Origin of the sequence: Micrococcus sp. KRD128, from assembly GCF_017168395.1 — a bacterium.
GTDB lineage: Bacteria > Actinomycetota > Actinomycetes > Actinomycetales > Micrococcaceae > Micrococcus > Micrococcus luteus.
The window spans coordinates 32,297-51,268 of record NZ_JABFAX010000005.1; the positions used below are offsets into that span (position 1 = coordinate 32,297).

The 18,972-nt window shown below is 72.5% G+C and carries 16 protein-coding genes and 5 pseudogenes; 7 read left to right on the plus strand and 14 right to left on the minus strand.

The window, feature by feature from the left end:
• The 3 pseudogenes from J1M44_RS02550 to J1M44_RS11585 all read right to left on the minus strand — a co-directional run.
• Nucleotides 1–176 (minus strand): annotated as a pseudogene (locus J1M44_RS02550) (IS30 family transposase); the annotation flags it as partial.
• A 58-nt stretch (nt 177–234) separates the two neighbouring features.
• Nucleotides 235–357: pseudogene (locus J1M44_RS02555) on the minus strand (IS3-like element IS1206 family transposase); the annotation flags it as partial.
• A gap of 188 nt (nt 358–545) precedes the next feature.
• Nucleotides 546–1,688 (minus strand): annotated as a pseudogene (locus tag J1M44_RS11585) (acyl-CoA dehydrogenase family protein); the annotation flags it as partial.
• A gap of 219 nt (nt 1,689–1,907) precedes the next feature.
• Here J1M44_RS11585 and J1M44_RS02565 point away from each other — a divergent pair.
• The gene (locus tag J1M44_RS02565; RefSeq protein WP_206480488.1) at nt 1,908–3,344 is read left to right on the plus strand and encodes a PQQ-binding-like beta-propeller repeat protein; all 1,437 of its coding nucleotides are present in this window, start codon (nt 1,908–1,910) and stop codon (nt 3,342–3,344) included.
• A 24-nt stretch (nt 3,345–3,368) separates the two neighbouring features.
• Here J1M44_RS02565 and J1M44_RS02570 read toward each other — a convergent pair whose 3' ends face one another.
• From J1M44_RS02570 to J1M44_RS02600, 7 genes are all read right to left on the minus strand, one after another.
• Nucleotides 3,369–3,782 (minus strand): DUF805 domain-containing protein, encoded by a 414-nt coding sequence (locus J1M44_RS02570; RefSeq protein ID WP_206480489.1) that lies wholly within the window; start codon nt 3,780–3,782, stop codon nt 3,369–3,371.
• Nucleotides 3,783–3,792: 10 nt separating this feature from the next.
• Nucleotides 3,793–4,398 carry a hypothetical protein gene (locus J1M44_RS02575; RefSeq protein WP_241252726.1) on the minus strand — a complete coding sequence of 202 codons (606 nt, stop codon included), beginning with the start codon at nt 4,396–4,398 and terminating at the stop codon, nt 3,793–3,795.
• 56 nt (nt 4,399–4,454) lie between these two features.
• Nucleotides 4,455–5,216: a class I SAM-dependent methyltransferase gene (locus J1M44_RS02580; RefSeq protein WP_206480491.1), complete on the minus strand. Its 762-nt coding sequence runs from the start codon at nt 5,214–5,216 to the stop codon at nt 4,455–4,457.
• A gap of 211 nt (nt 5,217–5,427) precedes the next feature.
• Nucleotides 5,428–5,940, minus strand: coding sequence for a GNAT family N-acetyltransferase (locus tag J1M44_RS02585; RefSeq protein ID WP_206480492.1), 513 nt, complete (start codon nt 5,938–5,940; stop codon nt 5,428–5,430).
• A 79-nt stretch (nt 5,941–6,019) separates the two neighbouring features.
• Complete coding sequence (locus J1M44_RS02590; protein ID WP_206480493.1) at nt 6,020–6,433, minus strand: VOC family protein; 414 nt, start codon at nt 6,431–6,433, stop codon at nt 6,020–6,022.
• Nucleotides 6,434–6,478: 45 nt separating this feature from the next.
• Entirely contained in the window at nt 6,479–7,804 is a 1,326-nt protein-coding gene (locus J1M44_RS02595) for an MFS transporter (protein WP_342356563.1), read from the minus strand.
• Complete coding sequence (locus J1M44_RS02600; protein ID WP_206480494.1) at nt 7,801–8,529, minus strand: class I SAM-dependent methyltransferase; 729 nt, start codon at nt 8,527–8,529, stop codon at nt 7,801–7,803. The genes J1M44_RS02595 and J1M44_RS02600 overlap by 4 nt, the downstream gene beginning before the upstream one ends.
• A gap of 296 nt (nt 8,530–8,825) precedes the next feature.
• Between J1M44_RS02600 and J1M44_RS02605 the strand changes: the two genes are divergently transcribed.
• The 4 genes and pseudogenes from J1M44_RS02605 to J1M44_RS02620 all read left to right on the plus strand — a co-directional run bounded on the left by J1M44_RS02605 (nt 8,826) and on the right by J1M44_RS02620 (nt 13,563).
• Nucleotides 8,826–10,175 (plus strand): O-acetylhomoserine aminocarboxypropyltransferase/cysteine synthase family protein, encoded by a 1,350-nt coding sequence (locus tag J1M44_RS02605; RefSeq protein ID WP_206480495.1) that lies wholly within the window; start codon nt 8,826–8,828, stop codon nt 10,173–10,175.
• Between the two features lies 1 nt (nt 10,176).
• Nucleotides 10,177–11,492 (plus strand): annotated as a pseudogene (locus J1M44_RS02610) (cystathionine gamma-synthase).
• On the plus strand, nt 11,489–12,535 hold the full coding sequence (locus J1M44_RS02615; protein WP_206480496.1) for a putative oxygenase MesX: 1,047 nt from the start codon (nt 11,489–11,491) through the stop codon (nt 12,533–12,535). The pseudogene J1M44_RS02610 and the gene J1M44_RS02615 overlap by 4 nt, the downstream one beginning before the upstream one ends.
• On the plus strand, nt 12,532–13,563 hold the full coding sequence (locus tag J1M44_RS02620) for a methionine synthase (RefSeq protein ID WP_136940526.1): 1,032 nt from the start codon (nt 12,532–12,534) through the stop codon (nt 13,561–13,563). Before J1M44_RS02615 ends, J1M44_RS02620 begins: the two co-directional genes overlap by 4 nt.
• A gap of 17 nt (nt 13,564–13,580) precedes the next feature.
• On the opposite strand, the gene lysE is transcribed toward J1M44_RS02620, so the two are convergent.
• Nucleotides 13,581–14,195: an L-lysine exporter gene (gene lysE / locus J1M44_RS02625; RefSeq protein ID WP_136940525.1), complete on the minus strand. Its 615-nt coding sequence runs from the start codon at nt 14,193–14,195 to the stop codon at nt 13,581–13,583.
• 71 nt (nt 14,196–14,266) lie between these two features.
• On the opposite strand from lysE, the gene J1M44_RS02630 reads away from it, so the two are divergent.
• Complete coding sequence (locus J1M44_RS02630) at nt 14,267–15,142, plus strand: ArgP/LysG family DNA-binding transcriptional regulator (RefSeq protein ID WP_206480497.1); 876 nt, start codon at nt 14,267–14,269, stop codon at nt 15,140–15,142.
• 23 nt (nt 15,143–15,165) lie between these two features.
• On the opposite strand, the gene J1M44_RS02635 is transcribed toward J1M44_RS02630, so the two are convergent.
• Nucleotides 15,166–16,236 (minus strand): GNAT family N-acetyltransferase, encoded by a 1,071-nt coding sequence (locus J1M44_RS02635; RefSeq protein ID WP_206480498.1) that lies wholly within the window; start codon nt 16,234–16,236, stop codon nt 15,166–15,168.
• 607 nt (nt 16,237–16,843) lie between these two features.
• On the opposite strand from J1M44_RS02635, the gene J1M44_RS11990 reads away from it, so the two are divergent.
• The gene (locus J1M44_RS11990; protein ID WP_144819702.1) at nt 16,844–17,212 is read left to right on the plus strand and encodes a VOC family protein; all 369 of its coding nucleotides are present in this window, start codon (nt 16,844–16,846) and stop codon (nt 17,210–17,212) included.
• A gap of 175 nt (nt 17,213–17,387) precedes the next feature.
• Here the strand turns inward: J1M44_RS11990 and J1M44_RS02645 are convergent.
• Nucleotides 17,388–18,538 (minus strand): IS3 family transposase gene (locus tag J1M44_RS02645; RefSeq protein ID WP_144825126.1). Its coding sequence is split into 2 segments (ribosomal slippage): nt 17,388–18,268 and nt 18,268–18,538, totalling 1,152 coding nucleotides; the frame shifts between segments, so codons are not numbered across the junction.
• Nucleotides 18,539–18,614: 76 nt separating this feature from the next.
• A pseudogene (locus J1M44_RS02650) lies at nt 18,615–18,848 on the minus strand (integrase core domain-containing protein); the annotation flags it as partial.
• Between the last annotated feature and the right edge of the window lie 124 nt (nt 18,849–18,972).

Below are 18,972 nucleotides of genomic sequence, written 5' to 3' on the forward strand. Positions count from 1 at the left end.
TCGACCGTGGTGACACCGGTGGCGATCACACGCCAGAACTGGCGTTGGACCTCCCGTGAGGGCTGCGGCCTGCCAGGAGAGCGCATCGGGGCCCGCAAAGCCCGATCCGCTCTCCACTGCCGACGTGTCCCCTCGGGCACGTCACTGATCTTCCTCGCCCAGTCCTTGCTTGCCATCGCCCATACCTCCAGTGATTCCGAGAGGGTGTTGCGACGACCGATTGAATCCACCGACGCTGCCGTGGTCGGAGTGGAAGATCGCGCCGACCAGCGACCCGCGGTCGTGGTGCGCGGCACGGAGGGCGTCTTCGACGAGTTCGGTGCGCATGTGGTCGGCGACTTGCCAGCCCGCGAGCTTCGGGAGGCGCTGTCGCGGGACGGATCGGCGTCGGTGGACGACGCGGTCTCGACCGCGTCCGCGCTGTGCGGGGCGGGGGTGCCGTGCAGCAGGCACTCCCCGATCTGGCGGCGGCGGTGCGGCAGGGGCGTGTGGCTGGCCAGCACGCGGGCGTTGCGCCAGTGGCGGTCGAGTCCCGGGCCCGCGACGACGGCCGACGCCCCGGCCGTCTCGAACAGGTCGGAGGTCAGCTGCAGCGTCAGGTCGGCCGCCACGGAGGACGCCGAGGCCGCGGCGACCCAGGCCTCCGTGTGGGCGGCCTCGAAGGCCTCCGCGGCGCCGTCGTCCGGGGACTCGGTCGCGGCCGCGCCGAGCGCGGGCGCCGTGCCGGCCGCGGCGGTGTACGCCGCCTCGAGGGCGGGGACCGCGCCGAGGACCACGGAGCGCAGCGCCCGGACCTGCGCCGCGGCGGTGCCGAGCTGGTGCTGCAGGACCGGGTCGTGGGCGGGGCTGGCGCTCGCGGCGTGCTGGTAGGAGCGGGAGCGGCGGCGGAGGATCTCGGCGAAGTCGTCGAGCGCGCGCTGGGCGATGCCCGCCTGGGTGGCCGCGAGGATGAGCCACAGGAACGGGTAGCCGGGGGCGGCGGTGGGGCGCTCCAGGTCGACGCGGCGCCAGGCGGGGGCGGGCGCGTCGGTGTAGACGGTGGTGCCGGAGGCCGTGCCGCGCTGGCCGATGCCGTCCCAGTCGTCGCGGGCCTCGACGCCCGGCCCGGTCACCTCGACGACGAGGGGCTGCAGGGCCCCGGCGTCGTCGTGGGCGGCGACCAGGGTCCAGTCCGCCAGCAGGGTGCCGGTGGAGTACTGCTTCGTGCCGGTCAGCAGGAACGCCTCCGGGTCGCGCGGGTCCCGGCGGGCCGTGACGCCCGGCAGGCCGGTCGCGGCCGGCGGGTCCACGAGTGCGTTGGCGAAGACCTTCCCGGCGGCCACCTCGTCCAACCACCAGTCGGTCAGACGTGGGTGGACGTCGCGGGCGACCTGCTCCGTGAACATGAAGTGCCCGTGGAGGGCCTGGGGGAGGTTCGCGTCGGCCGCGGCGAGGTCCACGAGCAGGTCGAGGAGCTGCGTGAGGGTCGCGCCGGAGCCGCCGCGCTCCCGCGGCAGCCGGAGGGCGGTGAAGCCGGTCTCGGCGAGCAGGCGCACGGCCGCATGGGGCGCGACGGCCGTGTCCCGCCGCCTGGCCTCGTTCGCGGCGATCCGGGCGAAGACGGGGGCGAAGCGGGCTCGGAGTTCTGCGGTGTCGGGGGTGTCGGCGGCGGAGGTCGGTGCGGGACGGTCGAGGACGGGAGTGGTCATGGGCGGTCCTTCCGTGGGCAGGTGGGCCGACCGTAGGCATCCGCGCCGCGCCCGGCCCAGCCCGCGGACGGGTGGCGTCACGTGCCGGTTCCCGCGACGGGGGCGCGCCGTCGGCGGTGCCGGGATGACGGGCAGACGCCCACCGCCGTATTGCGAACCATCTGCAACAGTCTTTATTGTGAATCAGTCGCATCTTCTCGCTCTCGTGAAAGGCTCCCCGTGTCCCACTCCACCCCGCAGCGCCGTTCCACGCGCACCGCCGCCTGCTCCGCCACCCTCGCCGCCGCGGCCATCGCACTCACGGCGTGCGGCGCGGACGCCGCCCCGTCCGGCCCGACGTCGGCACCCGCCTCCGCCTCGGGCGGCTCCGAGTCACCGGCGGGTGAGGCGAGGGCGGCCTCCTCCGTCTCCGAGGAGGACCGCGTCGACCCGACCCAGACCACCGAGGTCTCCGCGGTGACCCCGCGCATCCTGCTCTCGCACGAGGGCGGGCTCACGCTGCTCGACGCCGAGTCCGGCGAGGTGGTGAAGGAGCAGGACGTCCCGGGCTTCACGCGGCTGAGCAACGCCGGCAACGGCAAGGACGTCCTGGTGACCACCGGGAACGGCTGGGAGGTGTTCTCCACCGGCATCCAGGCCAAGGCCCACGGCGATCACGTCCACAACTACGAGTCCGCGCCCGGCATGACCGGCGTGACGTTCCCGGGTGAGCACCCCGGCCACGTCGTCACCCACAACGGCAGGACCACCCTCTTCGCGGACGGCACGGGCGCGATCCGGACCTTCGACTCGGCCCACCTGGACAAGGCGACCCCGGACCTCCTGCCCGTCATGACCGAGGCGGAGACCGAGGACCCGCACCATGGCGTGGCGCTCGAGCTCTCCGACGGCACCCTCTTCACCACGCAGGGCACCGAGGACTCCCGGAACACGCTCCAGGTGATCGACCCGAAGACCGGCGAGGTCACGGCCGAGACCGACGACTGCCCCGGCAGCCACGGCGAGGCCGCGGCCCAGCCGACGGAGGCGGGCGACGTCGTCGTGATGGGCTGCGAGAACGGGCCCGTCGTGTACCGGGACGGCGAGTTCCACAAGGTGGACGTCGAGACCGAGTACCAGCGCTCCGGGAATCTGTTCGGGCTGCACGACTCGCCCATCGTCCTGGGGGACTACAAGGTCGAGGAGGAGCCGAAGGAGGCCGTCGAGCGGCCCACGGCGATCGCCCTCATCGACACCCGCACCGATGCGCTCACCACCGTGGACCTCGGCTCGTCCTACTGGTTCCGCTCGCTCGGCCGCGCCGAGGACGGCTCCGCGGTCGTGCTGACCTACGACGGCGAGGTCAACGTGATCGACGAGGAGACCGGTGAGGTCACCGCCGAGCACCCGGTGATCGAGCCGTGGAAGGAGAAGGACGAGTGGCAGGAGCCCGGCCCGATCCTGAAGGTGGCCGGGAACACCGCCTACGTCACCGACGCGGAAGCCCAGAAGCTCGTGGCCGTCGACCTGGAGACCGGTGAGACCGTCCTGGAGAAGGACCTGGAGTTCGCCCCGGTCGAGATGGCCGTGGTCACCGGCCAGCCGGAGTCCGCGAAGCCCGGGGAGGCCGCGGACGCCGAGTCCGGCCATGACGAGCACACCGACCACGATCACTGATCGGGCCGGACACGGCGGCGGGGGTCAGCGCCGCGCGGCCGTGGCCCCCGCCGGAACCGGGTCCGACGCATCGGCGGGGTACCCGAGGCGCGGGGCGGACGGCTGGAGCGCGAACACGAGCAGCGTGAGCGGGCCGACGAACGGCACCAGCCCGAGGAACAGCCACGCGCGGCTGAAGCCGGCGTCGTGGAGGCGCCGGGCGAGCAGGGCGAGCGAGGGGAGTGCGTGTGTGATCCCCACCAGGAGGACGGCCGCGTCGCGGAGGGACAGGTCCGGGGAGCCGAGGAGGAACACGTCCAGGACGGTGGACACGAAGTGAACTACGGCCTGCAGGAGCCACACGTAGAGCGCCGCGAGCCAGAAGTCGGCGCGGGACGCGCGCCCGCTGAACTGCGCGTAGCCGGCGTAGTAGCGGCGGATGGCCTGAAGCATGGTCATGGTCCGGCCCTCAGTCCTGCCGAGGGGACGCCAGCAGCCCCTGCGCTGCGACGATCACGAGCATCGCCGCCCCCGCTGCGGCCGCCCCCGCGGGCCCGGCCACGGGATCGCCGAGAGCCGCGAGTGCGGCACCAGCGAGCCCCAGCACGGCCATCGCCCCGCCGATCCACCAGAACACCGGGGCCTGGAATGCCCGGGCGAACGGGAGGAAGTGGCCGCCCACCACGGCGGCCACCAGGGCGATCTGCGCCGTCGGTGCGTCGAGCGCGAAAGCCACCAGACGCGTCACAGGGAGGAGCGCCAGCATCGCGACGACGGCGATCCCGTAGACGCGCAGCGCGCCGCGGGCGGGCGTCGGCACGGCGGGCAGCACCCGCCGGCGCAGCAGCACCACCACCAGGGTGAAGCTGATGAGCGAGATGGCGACGCCCCGCAGCGTGCCCTGGTGCTCGGCCGGCAGCCCCGCGATCCCGCCGAACAGGAAGGCGCCGCCGCCGATCACCCCGATCAGCCCACCCGACACCACCGGGTGCCGGAGGTGGCCGATCCCGCGGACGGGCGGGTCGTCGTCGCGGTGGGGCGGCCGCATGGGGCGGGCCGTGGTCGTGTCCGTCATGGTTCCCCCTCGCATCACGTGTGACATGCATCATCCTGCCATGACGGGTGGACGGGTCAGGCCCCCTGTGGACAGGCCTCGACGATCATCAACGGGTGCTCCGCCGCGTCGAACGGGCGGCCGTGCCAGTCGCTCCAGACGCGGTCCACCGCCAGCCCCGCCGCCGCGAGGTCCTCGGTCACCTGCTCCACGGAGCGGAACTGCAGGTGCTCCTCACCCTCACGGACCACGCCCTCGTCCGAGTACACGGTGCGCCATCGGTGCACGACGACGCCGTCCGCATCCGGCGTGCTCGTCGCCTCGGACTCGACGAGGCGACCGGCCGCCGTCGTCCGTTCCGTGGGCTCCTGCTGCCAGTCCTCCCAGGCACACCGGACGGGGTTGCGGGTCTCGAACAGCAGCCGGCCGCCGGGGACCAGGCCGGCGGCGATGCGCCGCAGGGCGTCGTGCCAGTCCTGGCCGATCAGGTGCATCGCCACGTTCCCGCTCATGATCACCAGGCCCGCCGACGCCGGCGCGATCAGCTCCGCCGTGCCCCGCCGCCACTCGACGCGGTCCCCGCCGGGGCGCGCCCGGGCGACGCGCAGCATGGCCTCGGCCGGGTCGATCCCGACGACGGCGCGGTCATCGCCGGTCAGCGTCACCGTGAGCGATCCGGTGCCGCAGCCGAGATCGACGATCCGCCGGGCGCCGGACTCCTCTGCCGCCCGGCGGAAGTACGCGTGGTCCTCTCCAGGCGGGTAGTCGAGGTCATAGAGGGCGACGACGCGGTCGTCGTCGTAGGCGCGGCGGTTCGTCTCGGCCGGGTCCGGATGCATGGACGGCACCGTATCCTGAAGACGACCGCATCCCCCACCAGCTGGACCACGAGGAGTTCGACCAGCGGCTCGAGGGTTGAACCGCCGCCGTCACCGCTGAGCCGTGCCGCGGTCCGGCCGCCCACACCACGAAGACGCAGAAGCGCCTGGCCGGCTGGGCGCAGGGCGTGTCTCCTCAATGGGCGCGCACCCATGGCGGCAGTTCAGTTCGTCATGCCTCTTGACCGTGGCTGCTGTAGACCACGATCGGCGCCCCACGGGGATCACGCGTGCTCTTCCACACGGTCATGCCGATTCGTTCGGCCACGCGACGGGAAGCCATGTTGTCGGGGTTGATGATCGCGGTGACCATCGTTGCGTCCAGGGTCTCGAACCCGTATCGCAGGCAGGCAGAGGCCCCCTCGGTTGCCAGTCCTTGTCCCTGGCGTTCCGGCAGGACGTGGTAGCCGACCTCGAGGACCTCCTGACCGTCGACGTTCTGCCAGGTCAGGCCGCAGTCACCGATGAAGTCGCCGGTGGTCCGGTGTTCGATGACCCACAGGCCGAACCCATGCGTGGCGTAGTTGTCCTTCGACCAGTTGATCCACCGCTGCACCTCGTTGCGCGACTTGGCTCGCGGGTAGTAGCGCATGACCTCCGCGTCTCCGAGGAGCCTGCACATGTCGTCGAGGTCAGCGTCGGTCATGCACCGGAACGTGAGTCGATCTGTGGATTGCGGGATCACCCGACGACCTTACCGACGGCACTGAACCGGCTTCTTGTCTTCGACAGGTGCGTGAAACCACCGCCGCGGTCTGCCGCGCTCACCCCACGAAGACGCAGAAGGGGTGGCCGGCCGGGTCGGCGAACACGTACAGGGGCTCGTCCTCGTCGCTGGAGCGGTCCAGGACGAGGCGCCCGCCCAGGCGCAGCGCGTGGTCGTGGGCCGCGTCGAGGGAATCGCGGTCCGGCACGGTGAAATCCAGGTGCAGCTGCATCGGCACCTCGGGTGACGGCCACGTGCTGGGCTTCAGTTCCTCGGTGCGCTGGAACGTCAGGACGCGGCGGCCGTCGTCGTCCAGCAGCACGAGCCAGTCCGCGCTGTCCGGCTCGCGGCCGTCCGCGAGCTCGTCGCCCGCGCGGTAGTGGAGGCCGAGGAGCTCGCGGTAGAACTCCGCGACGGAACGGATGTCGACGGCGTCGATCACCGGCTGCTGGAGCACGGGGCGGCTGACCATGGTCACACATTAAGCGACCTCGGCGTCCGCGTCAGCGTCTCGGCCTCAGTCGACGTCGTCGCGCCCCGCATCCACCCACCGCGCGGCCGGCACGACGGCGGCCAGCGAGACCACCGCCAGGACCTGCCACCCCGCGAGCGCCCAGCCGACCCCGAGCGTCGCCCCGAGTGCACCTCCCGCGAGGGTCGCCAGCGGCACGGAGCCCCGGGTGAGGGTGCGGCGCATCGCGGTGACCCGCCCGAGCGTGCCCTCGGGGCAGGCGCGGGCGGTCACGGCGGCCTGGGTGATGTTCCCGAGCAGGACCATGAACCCCCAGAGGGCGGCGCCGGCCAGCAGCCACGGCCCGGCGTGGGCGCGGTCCACGTAGGCCAGCAGGTGCAGCCCCACGGCCACGGCGCAGCCGACCGAGCCGAGGAGGATGCACCGGCGCTCGCCCAGGCGGTCGATGGCCCGGCCCGCCAGGGACGAGGCCGCCAGTGCCCCGACCGCGCCTGCGGTGATCTGGATGCCCAGGAACTCCGGCCCGAGCCGCAGGTCGGTCAGGATCCAGACCGCCTCGACCGGGGCGAAGAGGGCCATGCCCACGTTGGCGGCCACCGACCCCATCGTCAGCAGCCACAGGACCGGGGTGCGCCGCAGGACCGTCCACCCCTCCGCGGCGTCCTTCCCGAACCGGGCCCAGCGGGAGAGGACGTCCGCGACGCCGGGGTCCCCGCCGTCGTCCGGGACGTCCGCCGCGGCGGAGGGCCGCAGCCGTACCCGGAGCGCGACGATCGCCGCCGCGAAGAGGAACGTCGTCGCGATGCCGAGCACGGGCCCTGCGCCCAGCGACCCGACGAGGACGCCCGCCGCGGCGGGCACGATCAGCACGAGGGCGGCGTCGGCGGACTCGAGCCGCGCCGTCAGGCGGGCGACGGCGGTGGCCGGCACGACGCGCGGCACGAGCGCGGTCTGGGTGGTCTCGGCCAGCACTGTGAGCACGCCCAGCAGGGCCATGACGGCGGCGAGGTGACCGAACGTGAGCGCGTCGAGCGCCCACGCCACGACGAGCGAGCCGAGCACCGCCGCCTTGGCGAGGCCGGTGGCCGCGAGCAGCCGCGGGCTGAGGTGTCGGTCCACCACGATGCCGATGGGCACGCCGAGCAGGAGGAATCCCAACCCGGAGAGCGTCATCAGCACGCCCATGCCGTCGGCGCCCACGCCGAGCAGGAGCACCGCCAGGACGTCCAGGGCGACGTCCGTGGCGGACCGGCCACCCGCGTCGAGGGCGTTGGAGGCGACCAGCCACCGCGCCCGTCCTTCCGGCGGCGGGGGCGTCCCAGTGTCAGGGCCGCGGGGGCCAGGCGTCTGGCGACGCGGGTCCGTGCTCACCGCCACACGTGGAGCAGGTAGCCGTAGCTCAGTGACGTCTCTGCGGGGTGCTCGGCGAGCCACGCGTCGGCGACCCCTCGCTCGAACTCCAGCCGCAGGACGGCCTCGAGGTCGGCGCGGGAGTCGAAGGTCCACGAGCTCATGACCTCGCGGGTCTCGGCCCCGATGCCGGCCCACCACTTGCGGGCGTACGTGTCCTGGCCCTGCGCCGCGGCGTTCGTGCTCGCCCGCAGCAGCTCGGCGAACTGGCCGCGCTCGGTGTCGTTGTCGATCACCACGAGCGCGCCGCCGGGCCGCAGCACCCGGGCGACCTCGTCGAGGCCGGGCCGGACGTCCCAGCGCGGGTGCGGGAAGAAGTACGCGAACCGGGCGTGCACGACGTCGATGCTCGCCTCCGGCAGCGGGATCTGCTCGGCCGAGCCGTAGAGCACGCGTGCCCCGCCGGGGCGGGCGCGGGCGGCCCCCAGCAGGCGCACGTCCGGCTCGACGGCGATCGTCTCGGCCGCGTCGGCGTAGCGGGGCAGCCAGAAGCCGGTGCCCGCACCGAGGTCGAGCAGCGTCCGCCCGGTCCAGGGCGCCGCCTCCTGCAGCGCCGCCCAGAGGGCGCCCTCACGGTCCATGGCCGCGTTCTCGATCTCGTACAGCGCCGGGTCCACGCCCTGGTTGCCCGAGGGCCGGAAGTCGGGCAGGTCCGTGGCCGGTCCGCCCGGTGTGCTCTGTGTCATGCCCGGGAGTCTGACACACCCCCCCCTCCACGCCGGTTCGTCACACGGGTCTGCCTCGGCCCGCCGCGCCCCGGAGAGGCTCCGGCCGGTCCTGGATGGCGCGGTGGCGGCTCATATGACGTGGGAGCCGGCCGTCCGCTGGACTCGCGGCGGCCCACCGCGTGGGATGGGCTCACCACCCATCCAGAGCGGCCGAGAGATCTGGCTCGACGACGCCGCAGCAACCCGCCCGCCGCACCCGGACCCCCGGGAACGGCAGGCCCGGTGCTACCGCCAGGACCGATGGAGGAGAGCAGATGCCCCGTCACGCCACACAACAAGTCCACGCCGGCTACGAGCCCGCCGCACCCCACCGGCCGGTCGTCCCGCCCATCCACCAGACCACGGCGTTCCGTTTCCCGGACCACGCCACGGCGGCATCGATGTTCCGGCTCGAGACCCCCGGCTTCACCTACAGCCGCACGGGCAACCCGACCGTCGCGGTGTTCGAGAACCGCCTCGCCGCGCTGGAGGGCGGCATCGGCGCGATCGCCACAGCCACCGGCCAGGCCGCCGTCGCGCTGTCCCTGCTGGCGCTGCTGCAGGGCGGCAAGCACCTGGTCGCCTCCAGCCAGCTCTACGGCGGCACCGTGGACCTGCTGACGGACACGTTCGCGGACTTCGGCATCGAGGTCACCTTCGCGGACCCGGCGGACCCGCCCGCGTGGGCCGCCGCGGTCCGGCCTGACACCCGCGCGTTCTTCCTCGAGGCCATCACCAACCCGCTCGCCACCCTCCCGGACCTGCCCGCGCTCGCGGACCTCGCCCACGCGGCCGGCGTGCCCGTGGTGGTGGACAGCACCCTCGCGACGCCGGCCCTCTACCGGCCGCTGGAGCACGGCGCCGACGTCCTCGTGCACTCGGCCACCAAGTTCCTCGGCGGGCACGGCGCGGTGCTCGGCGGCGCGATCGTGGACGGCGGCACGTTCGACTACGGCGCGGCGCCGGACCGGTGGCCGCAGCTGGCCCGGCCCAAGGCCCGCTACGGCGGGCAGACGCTGGTCGAGCGGCACGGCCGCGGCGCCTACCTGACGCTGACCCGCAGCAAGTTCCTGCACGACCTCGGCCCCACCCTCGCCCCCGCGAGCGCGGCGCAGTTCATCCAGGGGCTCGAGACGCTCGACCTGCGCGTGGCCCGCCACACCGCCACCGCCCTGGCCGTGGCCGAACACCTGGCCGGGCACCCCGCGGTCGCGCGGGTGCACCACCCCGGCGTGGCCGGACATCCCAGCGCGGCGCTGGCCGCCCGCGACTTCCCGGACGGCGTCGGCTCGGTGTTCTCCTTCGACCTGGCCTGCGGTCCCGAGGCCGTGGCCCCGTTCCTCGACGCGCTCGAGCTGTTCCAGCTGGTGGTCAACGTCGGCGACGCCCGGTCCCTCGTCTCCCACCCGGCGACCATGACGCACTGTCGCCTGACGCGGCAGCAGCGCGAGGCCGCCGGGATCGCCGAGACCACCGTCCGGCTCTCCATCGGGCTGGAGTGTCCCGACGACCTGATCGCGGACCTGGACCGTGCCCTGGCCGTGGTGACCGCCGCCGGGCCGGCCGTCCCCGCCACCACGCCCGCCGTCCCCGAGACCGCCGCCGTCACCCAGGAGGTGCGCTGAGATGACCGCCGTCCACCACACCACCCGCTCCGTGTCCCGTCCCGCCGTCCGCGGCTTCACCACCACCGCCGTGCACGCCGGCCAGGAGCCCGACCCGCTGACCGGCGCCGTGGTGCCGCCGATCTACCAGACCAGCACCTTCGTGCAGGACGGCATCAACGTGCTGCGCGCCGGGCACGAGTACAGCCGCGGCTCCAACCCGACCCGGAACGGCTTCGAGACCCAGCTCGCCGCCCTCGAGCACGGCGACCGGGCGTTCGCGTTCGCCTCCGGGCTCGCCGCCGAGGACGCCCTCCTGCGGGCCGTGCTGCGCCCCGGCGACCACATCGTGCTGGGTGGCGACGGCTACGGCGGCACCCACCGCCTCATCACCACCGTCCTCGAGCCGTGGGGCGTGTCCAACACCCCCGTGGACATCACCGACCCGACGGCGGTCGCCGCGGCCGTCCGCCCCGGCCGCACCGCGCTGCTGTGGGTGGAGACGCCGTCCAACCCGCTGCTCGGCATCGCGGACCTGGCCGCCTGGGCGCAGATCGCCCACGACGCCGGCGCGCTGCTGGTCGTGGACAACACGTTCGCCTCGCCCTACCTCCAGCGGCCCCTCGACCTCGGCGCGGACGTCGTGGTGCACTCCACCACCAAGTACATCGGCGGGCACTCGGACGTGCTCGGCGGCGCCGTGGTGGTGGCCGACCGCGAGTTCCGCGGCCGGGCGCTGGCCGAGGCGGTGGCCTACCAGCAGTTCGCCGCCGGCGCGGTCGCCGGCCCGCAGGACTCCTACCTCGCCGCCCGCGGCCTCAAGACGCTCGGCCTGCGCATGGACCGGCACGGCGCCAACGCCGCCGCCCTCGCGGGCTGGCTGCAGGGCCGCCCCGAGGTCGCCCAGGTCTTCTACCCCGGGCTGCCCGACCACCCGGGCCACGCGCTCGCCGCGCGGCAGATGGACGGCTTCGGCGGCATCGTCTCCGTGCGGTTGGCCGGGGGAGAGGCCGCGGCCCGCGCGTTCGCCGAGGCCACCGAGCTGTTCGCGCTCTCGGTCAGCCTCGGCGGGGTCGAATCGCTGCTCTGCTACTCCTCCGAGATGACCCACGCCTCCGTGCGGGGCACGCCCCTGGCCGTCCCCACGGACCTGGTCCGGCTCTCCGTCGGCATCGAGGACGTGGCCGACCTGCAGGCGGACCTCGAGGCCGGCCTCGAGTGCGCCGCACGCGTCGCCGCCGGCCGCGGGGCGTCGTCGTCGTCCGCGGTGCCCCGTCCCGCCCCCGCCCCGCCCACCACCGCACCACCCGCGCCCGCACCCCGGAGAGGACCCGATGAGCCACGCCACCCTTGTCCCGAGCACCGTTCCCACCCGCGTGGACGACCTGACGTTCAGCATCCACACCACGCCGTTCGACGAGGACTACACGCCCGCCGCCAGCACGCGCGCCACCACGAACTTCGCGAACCTCGCCCGCGGTGCGGACCGGCGGGAGAACCTGCGCGCCGCCCTGGCCATGATCGACGGGCGCCTCAACGACCTCGCCCCCTGGGACAACCCGGAGCGGGACCGCTACACGGCACGGATCGAGATCGTCTCGATCGACGTGCACTTCACCGCCGACGAAGGCGCGGCCGTCGACTTCCCGCTCATGGAGATGCTCGACGTGCGGGTGGTCGAGCGCGCGACGGGCGCCGTGCTCGGCCGCAGTGTGGGGAACAACTTCTCCTCCTACGTCCGCGACCACGACTTCTCCGTGGTGCTGCCCGCGCACGTGGCGACGTCGCCGGGGACCGAGGAGCCCGACGGCTTCGGCGACCTGCACGGGCGGCTGTTCCGGCACCTGCTCGACTCGCAGGCGTACCGGGAGCGGTTCCCGCAGCCGCCCGTGATCTGCATCAGCGTGTCCACGAGCCGCACCTACCGGCGGCTGACGAACGAGCACCCGGTGCTCGGGGTCGAGTACCGCCAGGACGCGCCCTCCCGCACGGACCGCTACTTCGGCCGGATGGGCCTGGGGATCCGGTGCTTCCTGCCGCGCGGGGCCGTGGCGCCGCTGGCGTTCTACTCGCGGGGCGACCTGCTCAACGACCACGCGAACCTCTCCCTGGCCGGGCTGATCGCCACCATGGAGACCTTCCAGCGGATCTACCGGCCGGAGATCTACAACGCGAACGCCGGGGCCGGTGAGCTCTACCGGCCGCGCCTGGACCACGGCGACTTCTCGCAGACCCGGATCGCCTACGACCGCGAGGAGCGGGCCCGCCTCGGCCGGGAGCAGGGGGAGTACACGCAGGAGCACTTCGTGGGCCCGCACCGCGACCTGCTGGAGCGCTGGGCCGCCGCCCACGCCGCACGAGACACCGAGGAGACCCGATGACCACCCTGATCCCCACCACCCTCGTCGGCAGCCTGCCGAAGCCCGGCTGGCTCGCCGAGGAGGAGACGCTCTGGTCGCCCTGGAAGCTCGAGGGGGAGCGGCTGCGCGAGGGCAAGCTCGACGCGCTCGCCCTCGCCGTCGCCGATCAGGAGCGCGCGGGCATCGACATCGTCTGCGACGGAGAGCAGACCCGCCAGCACTTCGTCACCACGTTCATCGAGCACCTCGGCGGCGTGGACTTCGACCGGCGCGAGACGGTGCGGATCCGCGACCGGTACGACGCGAGCGTGCCGACCGTCGTCGGGGAGGTGGGCCGGCCGGCGCCGGTGTTCGTGGACGACGCGAAGGCCCTGCGCGCGCGGACGGACCGGCCCATCAAGTGGACCCTGCCCGGGCCGATGACCATGATCGACACCCTCGCCGACCGCCACTACGGCAGCCGCGAGAAGCTCGCGTGGGAGTTCGCGCGCATCCTCAACGAGGAGGCGCGGGAGCTGGCGGCGGTGGGCGTCGACGTCGTGCAGTTCGACGAGCCCGCGTTCAACGTGTTCTTCGACGACGTCCGCGACTGGGGCGTGGCGACGCTCGAGCGTGCGGCCGAGGGCGTGACGTGTGAGACGGCCGTGCACATCTGTTACGGCTACGGGATCAAGGCGAACAACGACTGGAAGGCCACGCTGGGCGAGGAGTGGCGCCAGTACGAGACGTCGTTCCCGCTGCTGCGCGAGTCCACGATCGACACGATCGCCCTGGAACGGCACCACTCCCGGGTGCCGGCGGAGCTCATCGGCCTGCTGCGCGGCAAGAAGGTGATGGTCGGCGCGATCGACGTGGCGAGCGACGAGATCGAGACACCCGAGGAGGTGGCCGCGACCCTCCGGGAGACCCTCGAGTTCGTGGACGCGGACAAGCTGATCGCGAGCACCAACTGCGGCATGGCGCCGCTGGCTCGCTCGGTGGCGCGGGACAAGACGGCGGCGCTCGTGGCCGGCGCGCGGATCCTCCGGGAGGAGCTGGGCGGGGAGTGAGGGGGGGCGGTGCCGGCTCACCCCCACACGCCGGAACCGGCGATGAGCCGGACCGCGAGCACCGCCATGACCACCGCGATCACCACGTCCACCACCCGCCACGCCTTCGGGTCGGCGAGCACCCGGGCCAGCAGTCGGGCGCCGTAGCCGAGCGCCGTGAACCACAGCACCGAGGCGGCGACGGCGCCGGCCGCGAAGACCCACCGCGCGTCGGGACCGTGCTGGTTGGCCAGGCTGCCCAGCAGCACCACGGTGTCCAGGTAGACGTGCGGGTTGAGCCAGGTCAGCGCGAGCGTGGTGGCGATGACCGACCCCGCGGTGCGCGGCGCCTGCTCGGCCACGAGCCCCTGCGGGTGCAGCGCGGCACGCAGGGAGGAGACCGCGAACCAGAGCAGGTACAGGGCACCGGCCCAGCGCAGCACCTCGAGCAGCCACGGCACGGCCTGCACGAGCGCGCCCACCCCGGCGGTGCCGGCCAGGATGAGGACGGCGTCCGAGGCCATGCACACCAGCACGACGGCGCCCACATGCTCCCGGCGCACGCCCTGGCGGAGCACGAAGGCGTTCTGGGCGCCGATGGCGACGATGAGGGCGAGCCCGGTGAGCAGGCCGGTGCCGGCGAGGGTCCACATGGGTGAGGACGCTAGGGCCCGGTCAGGCCTGAGCCAAACGAAGAGAACTGCAGGTGCCTAAGCTCTGCTTCATGAACCTGGATCAGCTGCAGGCGCTGCGTGCGATCGCGGACGAGGGCTCGTTCGAGGCGGCCGCGTACGAGCTCGGCGTCAGCGCCTCCGCGGTCAGTCAGCGCATCCGCGCCCTGGAGCGGGAGGTGGGCCAGGTGCTGCTCCGGCGCGGCACACCCTGCGAGCCGACCGAGGCCGGCGTCGGCCTGGTGCGCGTGGCCCGGCACATGCGGGTGCTCGAACAGGAGGCGTGGGCCGGGCTGGGCCGCACGGCGGCCGGGCGCAGCGTCACCTCTCTGGCCGTGCCCGCCGACGTGCTGGGCACGTGGTTCGGGCCCGTCCTGGCGGAGGCCGCCGACTGGGACGACACGGTCCTCGACCTGCACGTCGAGGACCAGGACCACAGCGCCCGGCTGCTGCGCCGCGGCGAGGTGCTGGCCGCCGTCACCACGGAGCCGCAGCCGGTGCAGGGGTGCGCGGCGGAGTCGCTGGGGAGCATGCGCTACGTCCCGCTCGTGGCGCCCGCCCTGCTCGCGCGGCATGCGGCGGGCGACGTCGTCGACCTCGGCGCGATGCCCATGATGCGCTACAACGCGAAGGACGACCTGCAGCGCCTCGCGCTGAGCGGCGCCGGGCTGGACGTCGCCCCGCCCACGCACCTGGCGCCGTCGTTCGACGGGTTCCACCGGTCCGTCCGGGCCGGCCTGGGGTGGGGGATGCTCGTGGACGCCCAGGCCGTCGAGGACGTGCGCGCCGGCCGGCTGGTCCGCGTGCCCGGGCTCGACGACGTCCTCGTGCCCCTGTACTGGCAGGCGGCCACACTGCCCGTGACGCGCCTGGTGCGGCTCACGCAGGCGGTGCGGGAGGCGGCCCAGCGGACGCTCGAGCGGGGGTGAGGCGGCACCGAGGTCGTGGACCGTCAGCGACGTCGCAGGGGTGCCGGGGCTTCCATGGACGCCTCGGCCAGTACAGGCCGGAAGCCCAGCGCCTCGTTGACGTCGAGCATGTGCCGGTTCTCCTCGGCGTTCCACGTGATGATCGCGCGGGCCTCGGGCAGCGCGTCTCGGACGGCGATGAGGTTCGCCGCCTTCACGCGCATGCCGAGGCGGTGGCCGCGGTGCTCGGGCAGCACGATGGTGTCCCACTGGTCGATCAGCCCGTCCGGGCGCGAGCGGGGCGCCACCAGCTCGCTCAGGGCGACGATCCGACCGGTGGCACGGTGTCTTGCCACCACGCGGAAGAACCGCCCGGTCGTGAGGATCTGCTCGTCCATGCGACGCACGCGGGCCGCATCCCAGACCTGCTCCACCACGGTGCGTTCCCCGGAGGGCACGTCCGTGGCCATGCGGGCCTTGAGGACGGCGAGGTCGTCCTGCAGGGACGCGTCGGCCGCGCCTTCCCAGGCGTGGAGCTCGTAGTCCGGCGAGACGCGTTCGGCCTCGGCCAGGGCGACGGCGGGGTCGATCCCCGGATCGGCGAAGTCATACCGGCTCACCCGCTCGATCTGGACGAGCGCGAAGCCGTAGGACTGGGCGAGACGCACACCCGGATGCTCGGCGGGCACCACGCCGGCGCCGTTGGGCGGGGTGAGTGCCCGTTGCCCGGCCACCGGTCGCGGCGTCAGCGGCCAGGTCTCGAAACGGGTGAGGCCGGCGGTGTCCAGGACGAGCCGCTCGGCCAGTGCGCGGCCGTGGCCGCGTCCGCGGTGCCGCGGGTGGACGTAGACGTTGAGGGCGGCCGCGTCGGGGTCGTCGACGTGGTTGATCAGGACGCGGGCGTAGCCGACCGCCTCGCCGTCGACGTACGCCAGGTAGCGGCGCTGCGTGTAGTCGGTCTCGGCGGCGGCCTGGATGAGCGCGTCCGTGGGGGTCTCGTCCCACTCGGTCGTGCCGATCAGCTCGTGGTTGTACTCGTCTCCGAGCTGGCAGTAGGCCCGCCAGTGGGGGTCGTCCGACGAGGCGGGCAGGGGGAATTCGATGATGTCAGGCATGCGGTGACTGCTTTCTGAAGAAAGGGGTGGGCGCAGAGGCACCCGTCGAGCCGTGCTCGAGACGGGCGCGCGGGGAGGGCCGGTGGTGGGTCGTCGGACCCACGGGGTCACTGCTGCTGCATCATGGGGTGAACTGTGTCACGACGTGAACCGGTGGGCAAGGGCCTTTGTCGTCGAGATGCAGCGCAGGGGCCCCTGGCCTGCGGTGGGCTCGTGGGGCAGGGGCCCGAACCGCCCGGTGTGTCCGTTGTCGAGATGCAGCGCAGATTCCACCTGACGCGCGGGGAACTCTTCGCATATCGGGCGGGATCCGGTCGGCGGGAAAACCGGGTGTCCAGGTGGGCGCCCCCGCGCGCCCCGGGGATCGCCCGAAACGTACGGGCGGCTGCCGCTCTAGCGGGTTGGTTGTGGCGAGCCGTGCGGCGGGCTGACAGGGCCCGAGGTGGCGCACACGGCGCATGGCGGGCTCCCTGGTCACAAACGACCGATTATGTCCTGCGCTCCGAATGGTTCGAGTCAGATGGCAGGTCTAAGATCGAACTGCTCTTAAGCTGGTCAATAAGTTTTAGGTTGCTCTTTGGGCAACCGCTTTTGATGGGAGCAATCAGTGACAGCAGTTTCCCTGAACCAGATTGACATCATCGTCCCAGATGTCCTTGAAGCAGCCCGCCTGCTGGTCGATGCCTTCGGGGCGACGGCGCGCGTACAGGAGCCAGAGTTCGCTGAGGTGAAACTCGGGGGCATGATCCTCATGTTCTCTCGCACTGCATTGGTCCCCATGCAGCCTGCGACGGGCCTGATCCTCCACCTCGAGGTCGATGATCCACAGGCGGCAGCGGAGCGTGCACAAGCCCACGGTGCTCGAATCCTGCACCCGTTGACTGAGACGGACTGGGGGACGTGCTCCGTGCTCATGTCTGGGCCGGCGGAGACAGTCATTGACCTCTTCCGTGAGAATGCTGGCGGCGGGGCATGAGGACGATCACGGTGCATCAGGCCGTCGACGAAGTCATCACGACAGCCGTTCGTGAGGGGGACTGCCGCACGGATAGGTGACAGTGAGCGATTCATGCCGCGAGGGTCACGGCGGGCTTCATGATGGCCTCGTACTCGATGGGGGTCAACCGTCCGAGACGAGTGAGCCGCCCCCTTCATTCGGTCCGGACGTTCTGTGAGTCGTCGGTTTCCATTTGATGGGTGCACTGCCGAGCGTACTCGGCTGGGGTTAGGTAGCCGAGCGAGGAGTGCCGGCGGTGGTGGTTGTACTCGTCCTTCCAGTTGCCGATGATGACCTGTGCGTGCAGCAGCGAGTAGAAGCTGTTGATGTTGAGGCACTCGTCGCGGATCCGGCTGTTGAACGACTCGACGTACCCGTTGCGCCACGGCGAGCCCGGAGGGATGTAGGACAGGCCGGTGCGGGTGCCGGCCCAGTCGGCCATCGCCTCGCTGATGAACTCCGGCCCGTTGTCCGACCTGAGCACCGCCGGGGCGCCCCGGGCGGCGACGAGGTCCTCGAGGTGGGCGGTGAGTCGGTCGGCGGTAATCGAGCGCTCCACGAGCCCGCCGATGCACTCCCGGGTGTGTTCGTCGACGATCGAGCAGATCTTGATCGGTCGTCCGTGCTCGTCGGCGTCGAACTGGAAGTCCACCGCCCACACCACGTTCGGCGCGTCCGCCGTCGGCACGTCGACGGTCGAGGACCCGACGCGCTTGCGTCGACGCCGCTGCGGGACCCGGAGCCCTTCGTCACGCCACAGGCGTTGGATCTTCTTGTGGTTCACCACCCACCCCTCGGCGCGGGCGTCGTGATACGCCCGCCGATACCCGTAGCGGGGATGGTCCTTCGCCCAGGCGCGCAGCCACTCCCTGAGCGCCCGATCCGGGTCCGTGACCGTGTCGCCCTTGAGCGGTCGCCGGTACGCGGAGCGGCTCAGCCCGACCAGACGGCACGCCATCCGTTCGCTCACCCGCAACTTGCCCTTGAGGTGATCGACGGCGGCGCGGCGCCTGTCCGGGCTTAGAAGTTTCCCTCAGCCAGCTCCTTGAGCGCGGCCTTCTCCAGCTCCGCTTCCGCGAGCAGACGCTTCAGGGTCGCGTTCTGCTTCTCCAGCTCCTTCAGGCGCTTTGCGTCCTCGGCCTTGAGGCCGCCGTACTGGTTCCGCCACCGGTAGTACGTCTGCTCGGACACCCCGAGCTCCCGGCACACCGCCGCGACGTCCTGACCATCGGCGAGCATCCTGTCGGCCTGCCCGAGCTTACGGACGACCTGCTCGGGGGTGTGACGCTTCCTGCTGTTCGTCATGATCTGACCAGTCTCCCTGCCCGCGACCGCGGGCAACAGGACGACTCTCATAACGACTGGACCTACGAAACGGGGTCAGCCCACGAGCTTGTCGGCGCCGGCGGTGGTAGGTCCGCTCAATCCAGCTGACGATCGCGATCCGCAACTGATCACGGGTCGTCCAAGGCCGCCGGTTGAGGACGTTCTTCTGCAACAGGGCGAAGAAGCTCTCCATCGCGGCGTTGTCCCCTGCCGCGCCGACCTTGCCCATCGAACCGAGCAGGCCGTGGTGGTTCAGGGCGTGCACGAATTGGCGTGAGCGGAATTGGGCGGGTTCAACCGGTCGTTGCAACACCGTGCGTTGAGAGCGAGCGTAGCTGCTCGGCGAAGACCTCCGCGGGAGTCTTCCAGTCCAGGACCTTCCTGGGCCTGTTGTTCAGCGTGTACGCGACTGC